At 34.9% G+C, this 18,117-nt stretch carries 22 protein-coding genes; 5 read left to right on the top strand and 17 right to left on the bottom strand.

The window, feature by feature from the left end:
* Nucleotides 1-24: 24 nt before the first annotated feature.
* Nucleotides 25-987 (bottom strand): VanW family protein, encoded by a 963-nt coding sequence (locus ACH0CI_RS18390; RefSeq protein WP_406902042.1) that lies wholly within the window; start codon nt 985-987, stop codon nt 25-27.
* A 399-nt stretch (nt 988-1,386) separates the two neighbouring features.
* On the opposite strand from ACH0CI_RS18390, the gene ACH0CI_RS18385 reads away from it, so the two are divergent.
* On the top strand, nt 1,387-1,845 hold the full coding sequence (locus ACH0CI_RS18385; RefSeq protein ID WP_013057155.1) for a MarR family winged helix-turn-helix transcriptional regulator: 459 nt from the start codon (nt 1,387-1,389) through the stop codon (nt 1,843-1,845).
* Between the two features lie 34 nt (nt 1,846-1,879).
* Here the strand turns inward: ACH0CI_RS18385 and ACH0CI_RS18380 are convergent, their stop codons facing one another.
* Nucleotides 1,880-3,391, bottom strand: a complete 1,512-nt coding sequence (locus ACH0CI_RS18380; RefSeq protein ID WP_221780028.1) for a class I adenylate-forming enzyme family protein — start codon at nt 3,389-3,391, stop codon at nt 1,880-1,882.
* A gap of 411 nt (nt 3,392-3,802) precedes the next feature.
* On the opposite strand from ACH0CI_RS18380, the gene ACH0CI_RS18375 reads away from it, so the two are divergent.
* The gene (locus ACH0CI_RS18375; protein ID WP_028413280.1) at nt 3,803-4,447 is read left to right on the top strand and encodes an SDR family oxidoreductase; all 645 of its coding nucleotides are present in this window, start codon (nt 3,803-3,805) and stop codon (nt 4,445-4,447) included.
* 34 nt (nt 4,448-4,481) lie between these two features.
* Here ACH0CI_RS18375 and ACH0CI_RS18370 read toward each other — a convergent pair whose 3' ends face one another.
* The 12 genes from ACH0CI_RS18370 to ACH0CI_RS18315 form a co-directional block, all read right to left on the bottom strand.
* The gene (locus tag ACH0CI_RS18370) at nt 4,482-5,102 is read right to left on the bottom strand and encodes an NUDIX hydrolase (protein WP_033579046.1); all 621 of its coding nucleotides are present in this window, start codon (nt 5,100-5,102) and stop codon (nt 4,482-4,484) included.
* A gap of 176 nt (nt 5,103-5,278) precedes the next feature.
* The gene (locus tag ACH0CI_RS18365; RefSeq protein WP_014459988.1) at nt 5,279-5,554 is read right to left on the bottom strand and encodes a hypothetical protein; all 276 of its coding nucleotides are present in this window, start codon (nt 5,552-5,554) and stop codon (nt 5,279-5,281) included.
* Between the two features lie 195 nt (nt 5,555-5,749).
* A complete protein-coding gene (gene fabZ / locus ACH0CI_RS18360; RefSeq protein ID WP_406902041.1) occupies nt 5,750-6,175 on the bottom strand; it encodes a 3-hydroxyacyl-ACP dehydratase FabZ in 426 nt (141 codons plus the stop codon).
* 18 nt (nt 6,176-6,193) lie between these two features.
* On the bottom strand, nt 6,194-6,997 hold the full coding sequence (locus ACH0CI_RS18355) for a cobalamin-binding protein (protein WP_048020818.1): 804 nt from the start codon (nt 6,995-6,997) through the stop codon (nt 6,194-6,196).
* Between the two features lie 101 nt (nt 6,998-7,098).
* Nucleotides 7,099-7,377, bottom strand: coding sequence for a hypothetical protein (locus ACH0CI_RS18350; protein ID WP_048020820.1), 279 nt, complete (start codon nt 7,375-7,377; stop codon nt 7,099-7,101).
* Between the two features lie 15 nt (nt 7,378-7,392).
* Entirely contained in the window at nt 7,393-7,578 is a 186-nt protein-coding gene (locus ACH0CI_RS18345; RefSeq protein WP_034266296.1) for a hypothetical protein, read from the bottom strand.
* 133 nt (nt 7,579-7,711) lie between these two features.
* Nucleotides 7,712-7,927, bottom strand: coding sequence for a DUF378 domain-containing protein (locus ACH0CI_RS18340; RefSeq protein WP_406902040.1), 216 nt, complete (start codon nt 7,925-7,927; stop codon nt 7,712-7,714).
* 133 nt (nt 7,928-8,060) lie between these two features.
* Entirely contained in the window at nt 8,061-8,534 is a 474-nt protein-coding gene (locus ACH0CI_RS18335; RefSeq protein WP_116741067.1) for a DinB family protein, read from the bottom strand.
* A 431-nt stretch (nt 8,535-8,965) separates the two neighbouring features.
* A complete protein-coding gene (locus tag ACH0CI_RS18330) occupies nt 8,966-9,781 on the bottom strand; it encodes a protein-glutamine gamma-glutamyltransferase (protein WP_406902039.1) in 816 nt (271 codons plus the stop codon).
* A gap of 128 nt (nt 9,782-9,909) precedes the next feature.
* A complete protein-coding gene (locus ACH0CI_RS18325; RefSeq protein ID WP_406902038.1) occupies nt 9,910-10,239 on the bottom strand; it encodes a hypothetical protein in 330 nt (109 codons plus the stop codon).
* A 95-nt stretch (nt 10,240-10,334) separates the two neighbouring features.
* On the bottom strand, nt 10,335-10,544 hold the full coding sequence (locus tag ACH0CI_RS18320; protein ID WP_263034173.1) for a hypothetical protein: 210 nt from the start codon (nt 10,542-10,544) through the stop codon (nt 10,335-10,337).
* A 345-nt stretch (nt 10,545-10,889) separates the two neighbouring features.
* Nucleotides 10,890-11,303, bottom strand: a complete 414-nt coding sequence (locus ACH0CI_RS18315) for a GRAM domain-containing protein (protein WP_406902037.1) — start codon at nt 11,301-11,303, stop codon at nt 10,890-10,892.
* Nucleotides 11,304-12,132: 829 nt separating this feature from the next.
* On the opposite strand from ACH0CI_RS18315, the gene ACH0CI_RS18310 reads away from it, so the two are divergent.
* A complete protein-coding gene (locus ACH0CI_RS18310; RefSeq protein WP_230683503.1) occupies nt 12,133-12,357 on the top strand; it encodes a hypothetical protein in 225 nt (74 codons plus the stop codon).
* Nucleotides 12,358-12,447: 90 nt separating this feature from the next.
* On the opposite strand, the gene ACH0CI_RS18305 is transcribed toward ACH0CI_RS18310, so the two are convergent.
* Nucleotides 12,448-13,266: a hypothetical protein gene (locus ACH0CI_RS18305; protein WP_154972927.1), complete on the bottom strand. Its 819-nt coding sequence runs from the start codon at nt 13,264-13,266 to the stop codon at nt 12,448-12,450.
* 123 nt (nt 13,267-13,389) lie between these two features.
* Between ACH0CI_RS18305 and ACH0CI_RS18300 the strand changes: the two genes are divergently transcribed.
* Nucleotides 13,390-13,890, top strand: coding sequence for a hypothetical protein (locus ACH0CI_RS18300; protein WP_335706627.1), 501 nt, complete (start codon nt 13,390-13,392; stop codon nt 13,888-13,890).
* Nucleotides 13,891-13,937: 47 nt separating this feature from the next.
* Nucleotides 13,938-14,402: a hypothetical protein gene (locus tag ACH0CI_RS18295; RefSeq protein ID WP_182029696.1), complete on the top strand. Its 465-nt coding sequence runs from the start codon at nt 13,938-13,940 to the stop codon at nt 14,400-14,402.
* An 87-nt stretch (nt 14,403-14,489) separates the two neighbouring features.
* On the opposite strand, the gene ACH0CI_RS18290 is transcribed toward ACH0CI_RS18295, so the two are convergent.
* Both ACH0CI_RS18290 and ACH0CI_RS18285 read right to left on the bottom strand, forming a co-directional pair.
* A complete protein-coding gene (locus ACH0CI_RS18290; RefSeq protein WP_406902036.1) occupies nt 14,490-16,997 on the bottom strand; it encodes an FtsX-like permease family protein in 2,508 nt (835 codons plus the stop codon).
* On the bottom strand, nt 16,994-17,761 hold the full coding sequence (locus tag ACH0CI_RS18285) for an ABC transporter ATP-binding protein (RefSeq protein ID WP_406902035.1): 768 nt from the start codon (nt 17,759-17,761) through the stop codon (nt 16,994-16,996). The genes ACH0CI_RS18290 and ACH0CI_RS18285 overlap by 4 nt, the downstream gene beginning before the upstream one ends.
* Nucleotides 17,762-18,117: the final 356 nt, after the last annotated feature.

Below are 18,117 nucleotides of genomic sequence, written 5' to 3'. Positions count from 1 at the left end.
TCTGTTAGGATACGTCTTTTTTTATTAGATAGCACGCTGTGAAGTACGAACATCTACCGTTAAAACACCTGTATTTACGTTTGCATATGCTTTAATGATGACAGGATAATCTTTGTTGTTTGTGAACTTAAAATCAGGTCCTCCCCACGATACGGTCGCATCTCTTCCCGCAGGTACATAACCTACATGTTTTGAATGGTGAGACCTAGCTGTCACTTGAAGACCAGCGCCGTCAATCGCATTAAATAACGTAGAAGATGTTTGACAAATACCTCCGCCAATTCCCATCACCAGCTGTTTATTGATAATTTCAGGAGCAGGCTGATAGCCTCTTTCTGCTGTGCGCTCCCCAACTGTTTGATTATAAGAAAATGAATCTCCTGGTCCTAACACAACGTTATTAATTGCTTCTGCTGATAGCTGAACATTTCTGTTTCTGCTTGTATCACTTGGACGAAAACGTGTAGAATACGAAGCTAATGATACATCAGCGATCCCTTGAGCAGATGCTGCCGTGACATTTGGAGCGGTTTCGTATATCGGAACCTTTACCTCCAATTGTTTCGTATTTAAGTTCTGCAGATTTTTAACAAGTTCGGCTTCTTTTAAGATGATTTGCTTGGATCCGCCAGTCAGCGATCCATTTTCATCTATTTTTATGTTTTGCATAGGTGTATCGATCCCTTTTGCCAGCTCAGACGCTAACTGTTTAATTTCTTGATCATATACACCTTTATCCTTGTAATGAACCGGCTTGAATTCTTTCATTACTTTTCCTGTACGGGAATCTTTTAACTGATACGTCAGTTCTTCGACTTTAAGGACTGGCTTTTTCTTTTTCTCAGCCTTTTTTTCTGGTTTTTTAGCCGCTTGTTTTTGTTCTATCGCAGCTGTTTGCTTTGCGGAATGATTTGTATACATGCCGTACGCAATAAACGCACTAACAATTGTCGCGCCAAGCAAGAGCGCCCCTAAGACTTTCTTCATGTAATTGAATCCCCCCATATCTCGGCTTTACCTCAATATGTTTTTTCTATAAAAATATGTATACATTCATTTTATACAAACATCTTATAAAAGACGATCTGCCAAAGTGAATAATCACCATTTTTTATATTTTTTCTTTGTTCAACACATGAGGTAAAGCGGAATGATGTTCATAGACCCCATTTTTTCTTATGAACTCAATAGAAAACAAATGTTGTATGCGTTTCCTGTTATTACTATTCTTATATATAATAGCACGAAAACAAGGATTTTTTAACGAATTATGGTAATTATTTTAAAATTTTTCTGACAATTTTCGCGGTGTTGTTCATTTTTCTATGGGCATTATACATGATATAATGGTAAAAATGGAATTTGTTTTATGAGGAGGATTTACGCTTGACTGAACGTTATAGCAAAGAAGAGATTAGTCATCAGCTAGAAAGTATAGATCATGTAAAAGAAGCTCTTTTAAAATATAAAAACACCGTAATCGGTGAGAAATATGATTTGCTTCCCTACCATTTAACTTCAACAAAAGAGGCAATCTTAAAGACGATTCACGATAAAAAAAGCTGTATTGTTAGCGATATCACAAAAGTACTTGGGCTCTCACCCGGTGCTATCACCATTGTATTGAATCAATTAGAAGATGATGAGCTTGTGAATCGTATATATAAAAAGCAAAACCGCCGAAGCGTGTGGGTAGAGTTGACGGAAAAAGGCGAAAAAGTTGTCGAAATATTGCAAGCTACTCGTGTCGATTTTTGGTCAGATTTACTTTCACACTTATCAGAAGAAGAAAGAGATCAATACTTTCACATTATGAAAAAAATATCTCAAAAATTACAGCAATAAATATAAAAAAAGCGGCTATAAGGCCGCTTTTTTATTATGCGTGTGCTAAGGCTTGTTTTTTCACTTCGTTTTTCAACACTTTTCCTACACTGTTTTTAGGAAGTGATGAAACAAATACAACAGTTGGCACTTTATATGGTGCTAATCGTTCTTTACAGAAGTTCACTACGTCTTCTTCAGTTAAAGCAGATACTTCTTGTTTAACAACAAATGCATATGGAACTTCTCCGTACACATCATCAGGCATGCCGACAACTGTCGCTTCTAACACACCGTCTGCTGCTAGGACAACTTCTTCTACTTGATCTGGGTAGATGTTGTCTCCTCCATATACAATTACATCTTTATAGCGTCCTTCAATATAAAGAAATCCGTCTTCGTCTAATCGACCTGCATCGCCCATCGCTAACCAGCCATCTTGTAAGACAGCATTTGTTGCTTCTTCGTTTTGCCAGTAGCCTTTAAATAGATAAGGGCTTCGTACAAGTACTTCACCTTTTTCTCCAGTTGGAACTTCTTGACGTGTTTCAGGATCTACAATTTTAACTTCCACATGTGGAGCCGGTTTCCCAGCTGAGCTTACTTTCTTCCATCCCATTTGAGGATGCCATGAACTGATAATCCAAGCTTCTGTGCTTCCGTATCCTTGAGCTAAAATCATACCGTTACGGTCATATTGTTCGATTAAAGACTCTGATACTTTTGTTCCGCCTGACACAGCAAGTTTTAGAGGGAAATCATAGTGATCTCCTTTTTCAAGCTCTTCTACGATGTATTTTAATGCTGGTGGTAGTGCAAACAGCATTTTAATGTTTTCTTTTTCGATTACCTCAATTACTTTAGCTGGATCTGTTTCTTCAGAACATACCATTGTGTTTCCTGTGTTAATGCACATAAATAAAATGCTCATCGAACTCATGTGGAAGAATGGATGAACAAATAAATAGCGCATGCTTTTATCAATATTTGCACGTTCTTCCTGTCCGCCAGAGTTTAAAAAGGCACTTACCGATCCATGTGCAATCATACATCCTTTTGATTTGCCTGTTGTACCTGATGTGAACATCATTAATGCTAAATCTTCAGGAAGTACTTCAGGAAGTGCTTCTGGTGTATTTGTATTGTACGCTGAGAATTGAGTTGTAAATTCTTTTGCATCCTCAATTTTTAACGTAAAGCTAAGTCCATCCGTTTGTTCCGCCTTTTCTAATACAGACGTAAATTCATTGTGGTGGATAATCGCTTTTAACTGTCCGCTCGTAATAATGCTATCTAGCTCATAAGGTGTCATACTCTTACTTAATGGAACAACGACTGCTCCCACTTGTAAAATTCCCATTGTAACGACTGGGTAAGCAATGCTTGTATGAGCTAAAATACCAATACGATCTCCTTTTTGAATTCCCTTCTCTAAGAAGTAATGAGACAATTGATTTACCTTTTCATGAAATTCGTTAAATGTATAACGTTCATTATGTTCAACTAGTGCTTCATGTTGAGGAGAAATCTCTGCACGTTCTGCGACTAAGTATTGTAATGTGTTCATTTTATCCTCTCCTTTGTCCGCTCGGACTAAATATTTCGTTCGTGAATATTTTAATGACTAAAACATAATAACAAAAAATTTTTCCGAAGTAAAAGTTTAAAATTATCAAAATGGGTTTATATAGGTTGTATCGGGAAATGTTAAAAGAGATACTGTTTTTAAGAAGTGCTGTATTACCAAGGGTTTGAGAAAATTTTACAAAATTTAAATAGTTCAGACACTGGGTTTAATGAACTATTTTTTTCCATTTTTTGTTTGTAAATTAGTTTTTATTTCTTGTTTTTCATTTTTTTAATATATTTTCTTACTTTCTCCTTATTCACCTAATTTTGAGCTCATTTGTTGAATGGAAACGGTGAATATGAAACAATAGTGTATAAGTATTTGGATTTGAAAGGAGCAAATTTAGACATGAAAGTTCTCGTAATTGGTGCGAATGGTCAAGTGGGCAAACATATTGTAAACATTTTGAATGAAAGTGATGTGCACACTGTACGTGCGATGGTTCGTAAAGAAGAACAAGCAAAAGAGCTTGAAGCAAGAGGTGTAGAAACGGCTTTTGCAAGCTTAGAAGGCACTGTGCATGAAATTAAGGAAGTGATGAAAGGCTGTGACGCCGTTATCTTTAGCGCAGGATCAGGCGGCAGCACAGGTCATGATAAGACACTTTTAATTGATTTAGATGGAGCAGTAAAAGCGATGGAAGCTGCAGAAGATTTAGGAATTAAACGATTTGTGATGGTAAGCGCCCTTCAAGCACATCACCGTGAAAACTGGAATACTTCACTAATTCCTTACTATGTAGCCAAACATTATGCAGATAAAATCTTAGAAGCAAGCGGATTAACATATACAATTGTTCGTCCAGGCGGATTGTTAAACGAACCAGGAACAGGACGTGTAGATGCCGGTGAGAACAAAGAGCGCGGATCCATTCCTCGTGAAGATGTCGCGCGTGTGGTAGTAGAAACGTTAAGTGAAGATCATACATTCGGACGTTCTTTTGATTTAGTTTCAGGTGATACACCTATCACAGAAGCTATTCAATCTATTTAATATAAAAAAGCAGCGAATGCGTATTCGCTGCTTTTTATTTATCATTTAATACATGTATTAAATGGTAAATTACTTTTGCTGTCAGTCCCCATATGACTCGATCTTCATAGTAATAAAAATGTTCTTCCATCTCTCTTGTTTGCCAATTATAATTTTCACCACCAATAATCGCGTCATAAGGAAAATTATGTTCGGGTTCTACTCTGAAATTAATATTGTGTATATCAGGTTCGGTACGCTGAAAAAAAGAAAGAGGCACGGTAAATACTTCTGCTACTTCCGAAGGATTCGGTCGAAGTTCAAGCGACTCATCAATGAAACCTACATAAGGATAAATGATTGTTCCGAATTGAGAAACAATATAATCTAAAGCTTGTACGTGCTGAATAGATTGGGGGGTAATCCCTAACTCTTCAGAGGTTTCACGGATAGCCGTTTCTTTTTCATCTGCATCCGTCTTTTCAACACGCCCTCCTGGAAAACAAATTTCTCCGGGCTGTCTACGTAAATCGAGCGCTCTTACTTCAAATAAAACTTGTAGTTCCCCTTGTTTTTCAATAAGTGGAACAAGAATGCCGAAGCGGGAGAACTGCTCCATCCCAAGGATTGTCGGCATCCGGTTTTCTAACTTAGCTATAATGCGGGATGCATCCATACGTCCACTTCCTTTCACAAAATGAATTATCAAAAGAATAGCGAGTTATAAGCTGCGATGTCAACTAACCTGCAAAAGAAAGCTGTTATCTTTATTATATGAAGAGATGTATTGAATTGACACTACAATTGATAAAAATATATAACATAAATATAAATAAAAACAGATAGCACCGGCTACCTGTCTTTTTGTCTTGTTTTTAACAAACCATAAATAAGTAAAAAGAATGCCACCACACTGATAAGCAATCCTCCTACTTGCTTATCAGTGAGTCCAAAACGAAGCTGAAGCCAAAAGATAACCAAGCAAATCAAAATGACGCTGGTAGCTAAATAAAAGTAAATGCTGTAGAAAAACGGATTCGTTCTTTTCCGTTTATAGACAAGTAGTGAGATGCCTATATACGTACCTAATAGTGTGAGTAATACAACAACTTCCGTTAATGTTCTCACTGCATTCTCCCCTTTCCCTTTTTTCTTCTATACCCCGTTTCTTCTTTTATCAAAAGGTAAAAAGGTATTCATAAAAAACCGCTTTTACGACATAAGGCGGTTTTCTCGCTACGCTTTATCCTGAATTATTTCCTTTTTTACATCGGTCGTTTTCATCTTGCTAACATCAGCTGCTTTTTTACAAAGGCGTTTGTATTATACATCAAGAACAAAGGTAATGACCGCTTCACAAGCTAATTCGCTGCCTACAAATGCTTTTCCTTTTCCTTTTACAATCTTTCCGCGCTGCTTAAGAATCTCAAATTCTAAGCGTAGTGTATCTCCTGGCCTTACTTGACGCTTAAAGCGACATTCATCTATTCCTGCTAAAAAAGCAAGTCTTCCTTTTTGGTGGTCATCCGTAGCCATGGCAAATCCGCCGAGCTGAGCAAGAGCCTCCACAATAAGTACACCAGGCATTACCATGTAGTCCGGGAAGTGACCTTGAAAAAAAGGTTCATTTGCTGTTACTTGTTTGATTCCTACAGCAAGCTTTCCTTCTTCTTGCTCTAAGATGCGATCAACAAGTAAAAAAGGATAGCGGTGTTGAATGGTATGTTTTATTTGTTCAATATCTTTCATATGTATCGCTCCTTTTTCTTATAATAAAGGGTCCTTACCGTCAAATGCAGGAAACGTATCTGGATGAAGAAGCGGCGCGAGTTTTTTTAATCCTAACAGCAATCGAGGTGAAGGACGACAATACAGCCATTCTTCTAGTACATATACACGATGTTCTTTTATGGCCGGCATGTCAGACCAGTTCGGTCTCTTGTGTAAAATCGTTGGATTTACTTTGTTTGTCTGTACGCCTACCCAAGCCAAACACACGTGATGTGGATTTCGTTTGAGCACTTCTTCCCAATCACTCTGTACATTTGCTTCTTTGTGATCAGCAAATATATTTTCTCCTCCCGCTAACGCGCTAATTTCGGTCAGCCAGTTTGCTTTTCCAGGAGTAAAAACGGGTTTTGGCCACCATTCCCAGTATACAGTGGTTTTTTCGATTTGACGTGCCATTCCTTTATATGTAGAAAGAAACTGATCATACCGCTCTAACAGTTCAGCTGCTTTTGTTTCAATATTTAATCGCTGGCCTAAATCCTGTAGATTTTGACGGATATCTTCTAGCGAATTAGGATTATATACGACGTAAGGTATCTTTCGTTTTTTAAGTTCTTCAATATTTCGCTCCATTCCAGGAACGCTTAGTGAAGCTAGGACTAAATCTGGCTTGGCTTCTTCCACCGCATCCATATTAATAGATAAATCGGGACCTAAACGCGGCAGACTCTGAATAGACTGCGGCCAATCGGAATAATCATCAATTGCTACGAGCAAATGCTCACATTTTAAATACGCTATTAGTTCTGTATTGCTTGGACAAAGCGAAACAATTCGCATATTTCCCCTCCTGCATCCATTTCTTTTTTTTCTATTATACAATAGATTTCCATATAAAAAGCAGAGACTTTCACTGAAGTCTCTGCTTTTGGTGCTCTTTCTTATCCACCCATCGCACGATAAAAGAAATAAAAGAAACCCAAACAGCCAAGTGAACTAATGCTTGTAGTCAAAATACCGATTGAAAGCAGCACCTGTCCGTCTCTTTTTTGTTTGTATCGCAGCATATAATAAAAAGCTAGAAGGGTGCCAATAAGTAAATAAATAGCCCATATGTAAGGTAGATTCTTTAGTTGAAAGATGTATCCTTGATTAAATAATAAACAGTAAATAAAAAAAAGATTTACGATAAAAAAGATAGGAAGTACACTTTTATTCATCTATTAAACCCTCTTCTATTCTTTATTTTCTGCTATAGTTATCTTGTTTTGATTTCTCAGTTCATCCCGTATTTCACGTAAATATTGATTTCTCTCTTTCATTCGCTTTAACACTATAACAATAACAGCTATCATACCAGCAATGATTCCTATATAAAGAACTCCAAACACTAAGATAGGTACTACACCCCAAAGCTCCATCTCATCCCTCCTACTTTTTGGTTATTACCTTATTTTACCGTATTTTGTAAAGATGTCACGTCTTTTATCCATGAAAAAGGGAGTTTGAATATACATTCAAACCCCCTAAAGAGATAATAAAAAATAATATTTATTATAGCGCTTTGCTTTTGACACTTGCTCCCGTTCCGAAGAACTTATTAAAAATTTGATAAAGAGCAGACAGGCCAACTAACCAATAAATCGTTGTTACTAACCAATCCCAAGAGCCAAATAGCTCTTCTACTACATTCACGCCTAATGCTACAGCTAACCAATTTAAACCGCCTAAAATCACAAGAAGAGTCGTTAAACCTGAAAGAAATTTCACGTTGTCACCTCCTTGCGAACTGCATTAGGAAAAGCAGCTCATGTTACATCTTATGCGCTGTATAGATCAGTATATGCATAGGCGCTATGTAAAATAGTTATAAAGAATATGTGATTTATTCTTTTTTATTTCCTTATTGTGCAGCTGCTGCTTTCCCAATTTGCTTAATCGTTTCTACATGCATCGCTTCATGATAGAAGCTGAATAAAAACGTTTCGCCAACTGTTGTAAAGTTGATACCCGCTTTATTTGTAAAAGGTGTGATTAACTGCTTATCAAACTGCTGAGGCATGAACTCTTTAATACGATGTGCTTGATCTTTCAACACATTCGCAATTTCTTCAAGAGAAGGAGCAGCCTCCGTCCAATCGGCAGGTTTTGTTCCTGCGCCGAAAAAGCTTTCATAACTCTCTGGCGTTTGCATCGGTTCACCAGCTAAGCCAAACACAAGTTTTTCTTGAATAAAGGCAATGTGTCCGAGATTCCAGCGGATATTGTTATTGAATCCTTTTGGTGTGATGTCCGCTACCTCTTCTGTTGTTTTTTCGAGGATACTAATCGTAATCCCTCTTACAACGTCCATATGTTTTAAAATCATGTTTTCCATCGTCTAATCTCTCCTTACGTTGTCGTATTAGATAAACTATTCAATGTCTATTGTGCACAAATTAATCTTTAAATGCCACTCATAACATTTAAAGATTAAAATAAAAGAAAATTCAAAAGAAAATCCCCCTATATAAAAACTAGGGGGATGTTTTAAGCAGAAGACTTTAAATTTGAGACAGGCCCTTTGTTTGGCTTCGGTTTTAGTTGACCAAGCTTATTTTTCAGATAATCTTTTAATGTGCCGCGTTTTCTCTTGCGTCTTTTATCACGATTTTTAATAGTAATCTCCTCCTTTCCTTTTAGTTTTAAGACCTGCGTATTAAATGGATTCTGCTTTTATACATAAAATCCTTTTGAATTCTCAAATTTACCTTCATGTAATTCTTTCCTGTTTACAAAAAAAGACCAAAGTATTAAAACTTTGATCAATCAAGCTACATACGTAATCGACCCAATAGTGGAAATAATAGCGCTGTTTCTGTCGTACCAAACAACAGGTTCGTATCTAACCGCAAAATAACTGAGGTGAACGGTCTGAAGCCTCACAATTTCATCTGACAGGTAAGCCGAGCGTTTTGAATCGTCTTTTCGCTTTAAATTTAACACTTCAATAATTCTTTCACGCGTCGTAATCCCAATTCCATGACCAAAATATAAAGTCTCGTCTAATACAATGGTATTTTCACCTTTCCACTGAGGAGTATCAGGATTATAGTCAGGGTTTTTAAAGTATGCACAGTCTCCGGGCAAGTAGTCAGATCCTTTATAACCATGGAGCTCAAGATCTTCATCGTATTGCCAATCGTGTAAGTAAAGGTCAGCAAAAAGCCGGTTAAAGTTTGCTTTTCCAATATTGTTTAATACGGCTTTATAAAAGATGATGATAACAGCCGTCGCGCATTCAAATGCATATTCGTGTCCGTTGTAGAAAATATCATCGATGGCCTGATGAGGAGAAACGGTAGAAAGTAGCTGAAATCCTCCATCATCGGTTCGTTTCCAATACTTTTCGTTACATCTAGAACGTGCAAATGTAGCAAACCTGGCGCCGCTTTTACGCAATAATACAGATGATTCAATGATTTGCAATTTAACAGATACATCAAAATCAAGCTGGTCAAATGTAGCATACTCATACACTTCCCTATAGGCATCCATTTGTTTTAAAATGTCTGCTTTTTCTTTTGTTAACGAACTATTATTTAAATCGCTTATTTTCACAATTTGTTGATTAACTTTAATCATAGACGTTCTCTCCTTTACAGAAAATGATATCAATCACCTTCTCTAACAGGATATTGATAAAAAATTATTTTGTGTATCTTCATTTATTTAAAATCGTGAAGATTAGGAAAAACAATAAAAAAAGTAAGTTAACCGCTAATTTTTTCATTTGTTCCTCTTTGTCCTTTTGTCACCTTTTTAAATATAAAGCGAGCAACTAACACGTACAGTGGTAACACAATAATGACGGCAATAACATTTAAAATCCAAGGTATTGTTCCCATAAAAACGTTTGAAGATGCTTTATCATACCAGCTCACAATAATTATTAAAAAGACAACACTGGATATAAAAGTACTTACATATCCCTTCTTATAGTTTGTACTTCTCACAGCAACAACAAAGCCAATTACCAATGAAATGCCTGCTGTAATTAAGACAAAAATCAAAAATAAATTTGCTACCTTTTGAACGTCCATTACTTCCCTCTTTCTTATAAAATTTTCACTCCAGAATCTTCGTTACGTCACTTATAAAAGAAAGTAAATTTAAGTACTTTAAACTTCTAAAACAATTAACGCCTTTTTCTAGATACAATTCCTACAGTATTTTGATTAGCCGCTTCACTTTGTTTTTGATCAAAAGTTACTATTAAATTGTATATAAAAATTAACAAACCACACCCAACCATAATCCAACGCATACTTCCTTGGAATGCAGAATTAAAAATGTTTGCTAAAGCTATTATAAGTCCTGTTGACATGTTAAGATAATTCCAAAACAAGCAAATTGCCCCTCCTTAACCATTGCTTCTTCTTTTCTTAGGTCTTAATATAAATTCGTAGATGAACCAATAAATTAGAGGAAATAAAACGATAACGAGAAACCCGTTTTCAGCCGGTATATATTTGTAGATTAATAGCATAATAATTGCAAACACAAGGTAAGCTATCCAAAACCCTTTATCTCTTTTACGCATACTTACCACCTCTCTCTGAACTGAAATAGCATTCTAACGTCTAACGTATTTTCTATATACACACCCAAATCCTTTCTTAAAAGTACGTTATTAGCGAACGCCATACCAAGATAAGCCTAATTTTTAAGTCTAGGCTTATCTTGGTACTACCTATTTAGCAAGAAATACTTCTTCATTCACATTTTCAAAAAACGACTCCAACCTAGAAAAGTCCTCCTTGTTTCCCCGTGTAGAGAAAACTTCTTGATCATCATGAACAACAACCATCGTAAGAGTTGATTTGAAAATTGTAAGAATTTTCTTTCCTGTTTTTATTTCTCTGATTTTATTGAATGGGATATGTAATACAATAGGCAGCTTAGAGAAAACTTCTCCGTAAAAAAGTAGGCTTTTTTCTGTATAAACTAAAACACCTCGAATAGGTATAGAATTTCCATTTGGTACACCTACAAGTCCCGAAAATCCATTTTCACATTCATAGTAAGTTAGAATAGATTCTCTAATTTCTTCTTCGCTATTAATCTTTTCTTTAAACTCTTTAGTTGCTCTCTCTTTTAAACTCATACTATCCCCCCCTATAGAAATTACTTCTGTTTAACGTGCACATAACTAAATTTTATAATAATTACACTTTTTTGTAAATTTTAGGTATCTGCCACCTAATTAATCTTTCCAGTTAAAATAATTCATACAAAAAAGTGCTTGGATATTTAAATATCCAAGCACTTTTTGTTAATCCCCGCAAACTTCAAAAACTTTATAGGAAAGATACGTTTTTTGGAGCTACAGGAGGTTTACTAACCGCGTAATCTTCCTCAATTTTTATTTTACTTGTTTTTCTAAATATGTTTTAATTATACACTAGTAACATCTTAATTGAATGCGTAAGAACTCCATCAGTTAAACTTGGTTTATTTGTGTAACTACGCTCTTATAATTAAGAGAAAGGAAAATGCTAATGGCCTTCGTAAAAAAAATAAACATCTCGTCCGAAGCTAAATCAATGGGTATAGACTTCTATGTACCTTTTTTAATTGTTTTAATTGCAATACTTTATACGTGCTTTTCCCCTGATCTAGAAAGCCTTCAATATATATCAAGAATAATAGAATTTGTTGTATGTCCTATAGCCAGTTGGTGGTCCATATACTTATTTTTAGATCACTCTTTTGATAAAGATAAAACAGCTGAGTTAACACCTAACTCCCCGATACCTGTTTTGTCTTACGGCCTAATTAGAGTGACATATTTCTTTCTTATTTTTCTAACGGCATTTTTTGTACTACTAATTTCTATTACATTAAGGTACCCTTATCCTTACATATCATTATCTAATTTAACTATTATTTATGTTCCTCAAACTGTGTTGTACTGTTACTTAGGATTTTTCCTTATGGTGTTATCACGAAACATTGCTATTCCGCTATTTATTTTATTAACATATATAGCGGTCAAGTATTGGACGACTAGGGACATTCCGGTATATAACGTAATGTCATTCTCTATAGATATGCAGTTATATCCACGGATTATCCTATTAGCTGTAAAGAATATTGCATTAGCTCTTGCTTTAGCGATTGCAGGACATTTCATTTTGGTCAGACGAAAGAAGATATAAATATTACAACATCGAAAGACTTAAAAAACATTAAAATGTAATTAACATTTTTTTTTGCTTTTTCATAGTTGGCCTCCATTTCAGACGTTTTTAGTACTCAGGCTTAGCAACACCTAAATCCGATTCAAAATCAGTAAGGTACGTGCGGGCTCCGTTATATTTTTCTTCTTCTTCATAGTCATAATTATTACTTGTGTACGGATTGTTAACAATGTTTTTATATGATCTGATGGTTTTTAATTGAGTATCCAAGGAATAATCAAAACCTTTCATTGCTGTTTCTAATTCTTCAAGCTGTTCCTTACTAAAAGCATCTCGATGCTTTTGTAATTCATCTTTTATTATATGCAGTTTGTATACTGGTCCGTTTGTTATGTCATTAACTGTAGGTTTTATATCTCTATTAATATCTTCTTGAGAAGAATGGAGGTGGTCGTAGAAGAATGATATACCTAGATCCTTGCCGTCATCCCAACCTCTGGTGGCCTCGATAACCGAATGCATATTTTTCATCATTGTCACTTTATATATTGTTTTAGGGGAAGTGTATTTCGTATAAGCTTTTAAAGCCTCTTCTCCATTTAGTTTATCAACATCTTTTTCAAGGTTATTGATACTTATTTCTAACTCGTCATTATTCATTTTATTAACCTTTGCAGTACTGTTAACGGACGTAGATAACAAATTAAAATCATTTTTATAACTTTGAAACGTTTTTTCTATGTCCTCATCTTTATTAATAAGACGATCACATTCATTTTGGAGAAACGTTAACTCTATTTTTATTTCTTTTTGGGCTTCTTCTTGTTTTGTATTTTTGCTAATTGATTCTTTTGAGGTACATCCCATTAAACTAAAAGCAACAGTTAGAACAGCTGCTCCTGCTGCTATCTTCCTTGAATTCTTCATTGTGAAACTCCATTTCTTTGTTGTTTAACTTTTACATACTGAACAACTATATCACATAAATGGATTATTTTAACTATTTATATTAAGATTAAAATTAAAGAAATTAATAAAACGGGGGTTTGTATGAAAAAGTTATATTCTGCATTACTCGCATCTCTACTGTCAGCCAGTATACTAACGGCTTGTTCAGCAACGAACGTAAACAGTAAAAAAGACGTGGAATTCTATTCTAGTGAAGATGAAGCCTTTGAAAATGCAAAAAAAGAGTCTACAGGAATACAAGATATTATCGGTGAAAGCAAATATGTAGATAACGAAAAGATTGTTATCTATACAATTAAAGAAAAATCGAATGTAGGTATAGGAACAGCTACATTAACTCAAAAGGATCAAAAAATCCGTTGGTATTTTAATGGGAATCCAGCTATTATTAAACAATCAAAGGGAAATACAGATATCACTAGTGAAATAACGACTCCAAAAGGTGTAAAGTACGATTTTTATGCCGGTACCCCAACAAAATCAAATATGACAATTGAAACCCGTACCGATACTAAAGTGGTCCCTCATATTGATAAAGAATATGATATTTATTATTACCTCTCCCCTGTTCCAAGCAATTAAGCAGCAATGTTTTTATTAGTCGCAACTAACTAAGGGGGACATTATATATGAAAGAGTTTATAAAATTATCTCTGTTTACGTTTATTATCGTTGGATTATCAGGGTGTATAGGCGAGGAATATGACTTCTCTCCCCCTACGGTTACATTATCAGCCAATGATGTTGTGGATGTTGAACTGAAAGAAACTAATGTAGATTGGCGCGGTGAAGAAGGAAAACAGTACAGAAAGGAAACAAATACAAGGAATAGTATAAATAGAGCTAAAAAGCAACAACAGCTAGCTGTAGCCCCTGAAACACCAGGGAATTTAAGGTTTGATAGCGAAGATTTTCTTGTTAATGACATTAGTTCTTATACAATAAGCACTAGTAATGCGAAGCAAGATATTAGAATAAACGAACAAGATAGAACTTTTACGTTCCCAAAGAAAAAAGGGAATTATGTTTATTTGCTAGAACTCCAAACTGATAGAGGCTACGCACAATATGTAGGGAACGTTGTTGTTAAATAAATAACATAGAAATTAATAAACCCCAACCTCTACAAAGAGATTGGGGTTTATTACTATTATAGTATTCTACTATACCTAAATGAGAGGTCACTTATTATCATTAGTAAGCTCTATAGAAAGATCTTGTCCAGATATTTTTCGACTTACGTATGAGAATAAAAAAGTGCTAACTACAAGCATTGATACTACTACAGAAAGAATTGTTTTATAATCTATAACAAACTTCCCTGGATCCATTGATAGCAGAATTAATGTTATTAAAAGTCCCATTACAATTCCATATATTACTCCAATCGTAATATATAAATTCACTTGTGAAAGAATGACTTTACGAATGGATTTTGGCGTCATGCCCATCGCGCGTAAAACAGCAAATTCTTTTCGTTTTGAATAAATATTATTTGCCAATGAATTAAATACTCCTACCATGGTAGAAACAACCAACGTGGCAATAACAACTATAAAAATTCCCCAGCGCTGATAAAACATTTCGTTTGCCTCTTTAACAGATTGATCATAGCTGCTTACCTTTAATTCGGGATACTGGCTTTTTAAACCTTCAATTTCTTTTAAAGCGGCCTTTACATCCGTAGCATCTATATATAGGCGGTAAAAATTCACATCTTTAAACTCCTTGTTTTTCCAATCTAAAAATGCCTCATAGTTGTCAAGAAGGTGGTCAGGTATAGCTGTTACGACATAATCTCCCTTAGGTATTATATTTCCCTCTATCATTGATTCATCTTGATTTTCAACATACATACCTAAATGGAGTACCTGACCGACTTTTAAACCATGACTTTCAGCAAATTTTTCAGACACTATTATACTATTCTCTTTATTACTTCCCTTTACATACGAGAAGCTCTCTAGAAGTCCTTGCTTCTGCAATCTTTTCAAGTCAACCACATTGTAACGAATATCCGCAACCTTTTTTGAATTTAAAATCTCTCCTAAGCCCTGATTACTCATGTTGCTAACGCTTTTTACGTGAGGCAATTGTTCAGCCTTTCTAGTGAGTTCTGCTACATCTATTTTTGAATCATCAAGGCGAGTTTCCACAATAATGGGCATTACATATTCTTTTTTTAAGTATGTTAGTCCATTAATTTGAATGGTTCTAAATGTAATTGACCCAAATACAGTAATAACCATTAATCCGCATATTATTAAGATAATCATGGTATTTTTTCTAACTTGAGGAATTAGGTTTTTAACGGAAATATAAAATTCTTGCCCAAATAGTTTTTTTCCATATGGTAAAAACCACTTTAATCCTTTAGTCACTAGGATAGGAAAGATTAGTATAAAGGCAAACAAGACTAAAATAACTGTAATTAGTAACATCCCAGGTCCGTATGTGCCTCTTGTAGGAAATACCTGGCTTCCTATAACTAAAAATAAGGACATTGCTATTAGTACTTTAAAAATTACTATTCTTGTCTTGGAAAAACCATAGTTAATTTTCTCGTTCTTCTGCATTGTTTTTAGTGGCAATACTTTTGTACTTCGATAAGCTGGAATGAGTAAAAAGAATTGAATAATAACAAACATTACAACTGTAATGATAACGGCAGTACCTACGTTAAAATCAGATGGAGAGGAAGATATTTTCGACACTTTTCTTAACCAGCTGTATAAGTACCTTTGACTGCAAAAGGTTAGCAAAAACCCGACACCTGTACCTACGGTGTTTATAACGGTGCTTTGAAGTGTGATAATCTCGCTAATCTGTTTAGCAGTGGCTCCTATCGACCGCATAATGGCGAACTGATTCCTCATTTTGTAAAGCAAAAGCTCAAAGTTTGAAATGAGAATAAGAGACGTGATGATTAATACCAATGCCGATAAAACCATAATAAATGTATGTAAGGATTGTAAATTATTTTGCACGCCTGCATCTTGTTCAGCTATATCAATACGTAAGTCCTTGTTATATGATTTAATATGATTGGCCAACTTTAAGGCGCTCTCGTTTTTGTGTGCCTTTATTAATAAATAAGTCGCTTCTGCGCTGCTTTTTTCTTTTGTTTGAATATAGCGTTTTACATTCTTTTGATTAAGTATCAGCATATCCGGTGCTACTCCAGTAGCGGATAAATCATTTACGGTTTCCGCTAATGTGTATGTTCTGTTTTCAATAAGGACTTTATCTCCAATTTTTATGTCTAAATCTTGGGCTAAGCTCTTATTCATTGCCACAGAGCTACTATTTAGAGGTTTGGAAAAGCGATATCGACTTTTAGCTAAGTAATCATTTTCAACACCTACTGTATAGATAGAGGCATGTAGTTGATTTAGGTTTAAATGAGCAATAGATACTTTTGATACCTTATCTACCATTTTATCCTGGTGAATTTCTTCAACTAAATTTGATGTCAAAATTTTGCCTTGATTCATATCAAACCCTACGGACAAATCCATCTCACCGTAAGTTTGTTTTAATTGACTTTTTAATGTGTCCTGCGCATTAAAAGAGAATAAAACCATACTAAGTACAAGCATGGTAGAAATAGCTATACTTACAATAGACGAAAACACTATGAATTTATTGGACTTAAATAAACGAAAAGCTAAACCTCGTAGTGTTTTCATATCTTAGGACTCTCGGCTTTTGTAATAAGCTTAAACTTCTCTAGTATATGATCCAAATCACTATTTCCACTACAGATATACGTATCGACAATAGAGCCATCATGAAAGAATAGAACGCGATCTGCATAAGTAGCTACATTAGGGTCGTGAGTAACAAGAAGTATGCTTTGGCTAAGTTCGTTTTTTGTGGTTACCAGTGTGTCTAGTATGCCTTCGGAAGTATTAAAATCAAGGTTACCTGTAGGTTCATCTGCCAGAATAATAGGTGGTTCAGTTATAATAGCTCTTCCTATAGCTACCCGCTGCTGTTGTCCACCTGACAGTTGTACAGGACGGTGTTTTTTCCAAGCTGTTAAGCCCAAGAGCTCAACAATGCTATTTACTTTTGAATCAATTGCATCCGATGTAAGTCCTTTTAAAACTAGCGGTAGAGCTATGTTTTCTTCTACAGATAAATCTTTTAATAAGTGAAATGATTGAAAGATAAATCCAATGTTATCTCGTCTGTACGCTGAAGCTTGAGGTTCTTGGAACATATCTTTTGAAAGCATTCCGTTTAATTTAATCGTTCCACTAGTTAGCTCATCGAGTGCTCCTAAAATGTTCAGCAGCGTACTTTTTCCTGAACCACTCGTTCCCATAACAGCAACCATTTCACCTACCCCTAACTGAAAGGATATATCATTTAGTGCAGTGACTTCATATCCCTCTCCTTTATAAACTTTAGTTAAATTTTTCACCTCTAAAATATGTTGATTCTTCACGTCTTCACCTCGAAGTAAGTTTCTTTTTTGTAGTAACAAAGATGGTTAACTCTTTTATCGCATCTACCTTTGTAAATTTCTCCTATATCTAGTACGTTTCAAAACAGGAATAGTTTTACATTTTGTGAAAAAAAGGAAAAATTTTTAGTTATTTATAAGAAACACAAAAAAGTAGAATTTTATTAGATAAGCTGATACATTCAAATTCAAACAAAAACAGTGTTGTATTTGACTCTGTTTTCTTGCTTAAATTTACTTGAACTCACATAAAATATTTCCACTTTTACCCCTATGTCTTGTAGTCCAACAAGCAAACAATTATACTTATTTTAGTAAATATTCATAAAAAAAGGAAG

Source organism: Priestia sp. 179-F W1.4 NHS (assembly GCF_045369295.1).
Taxonomy (GTDB): domain Bacteria; phylum Bacillota; class Bacilli; order Bacillales; family Bacillaceae_H; genus Priestia; species Priestia zanthoxyli.
The sequence above is the reverse complement of the archived record's forward strand: the minus strand, read 5'-3'. Positions and strand labels throughout refer to the sequence as shown.

Bases quoted from the DNA above. Each gene is read 5' to 3' on its own strand.
- ACH0CI_RS18335 (WP_116741067.1), bottom strand. From the start codon at position 8,534: ATGGAAAACATGATTTTAAAACATATGGACGTTGTAAGAGGGATTACG.
- ACH0CI_RS18330 (WP_406902039.1), bottom strand. From the start codon at position 9,781: ATGATTAAAGTTAATCAACAAATTGTGAAAATAAGCGATTTAAATAAT.
- ACH0CI_RS18300 (WP_335706627.1), top strand. From the start codon at position 13,390: ATGAAAAAGTTATATTCTGCATTACTCGCATCTCTACTGTCAGCCAGT.
- ACH0CI_RS18290 (WP_406902036.1), bottom strand. From the start codon at position 16,997: ATGAAAACACTACGAGGTTTAGCTTTTCGTTTATTTAAGTCCAATAAA.
- ACH0CI_RS18295 (WP_182029696.1), top strand. From the start codon at position 13,938: ATGAAAGAGTTTATAAAATTATCTCTGTTTACGTTTATTATCGTTGGA.
- ACH0CI_RS18355 (WP_048020818.1), bottom strand. From the start codon at position 6,997: ATGCGAATTGTTTCGCTTTGTCCAAGCAATACAGAACTAATAGCGTAT.
- ACH0CI_RS18350 (WP_048020820.1), bottom strand. From the start codon at position 7,377: ATGAATAAAAGTGTACTTCCTATCTTTTTTATCGTAAATCTTTTTTTT.
- ACH0CI_RS18390 (WP_406902042.1), bottom strand. From the start codon at position 987: ATGAAGAAAGTCTTAGGGGCGCTCTTGCTTGGCGCGACAATTGTTAGT.
- ACH0CI_RS18315 (WP_406902037.1), bottom strand. From the start codon at position 11,303: ATGAGTTTAAAAGAGAGAGCAACTAAAGAGTTTAAAGAAAAGATTAAT.
- ACH0CI_RS18345 (WP_034266296.1), bottom strand. From the start codon at position 7,578: ATGGAGCTTTGGGGTGTAGTACCTATCTTAGTGTTTGGAGTTCTTTAT.
- ACH0CI_RS18310 (WP_230683503.1), top strand. From the start codon at position 12,133: ATGGTGTTATCACGAAACATTGCTATTCCGCTATTTATTTTATTAACA.
- fabZ (WP_406902041.1), bottom strand. From the start codon at position 6,175: ATGAAAGATATTGAACAAATAAAACATACCATTCAACACCGCTATCCT.
- ACH0CI_RS18325 (WP_406902038.1), bottom strand. From the start codon at position 10,239: ATGGACGTTCAAAAGGTAGCAAATTTATTTTTGATTTTTGTCTTAATT.
- ACH0CI_RS18305 (WP_154972927.1), bottom strand. From the start codon at position 13,266: ATGAAGAATTCAAGGAAGATAGCAGCAGGAGCAGCTGTTCTAACTGTT.
- ACH0CI_RS18370 (WP_033579046.1), bottom strand. From the start codon at position 5,102: ATGGATGCATCCCGCATTATAGCTAAGTTAGAAAACCGGATGCCGACA.
- ACH0CI_RS18375 (WP_028413280.1), top strand. From the start codon at position 3,803: ATGAAAGTTCTCGTAATTGGTGCGAATGGTCAAGTGGGCAAACATATT.
- ACH0CI_RS18380 (WP_221780028.1), bottom strand. From the start codon at position 3,391: ATGAACACATTACAATACTTAGTCGCAGAACGTGCAGAGATTTCTCCT.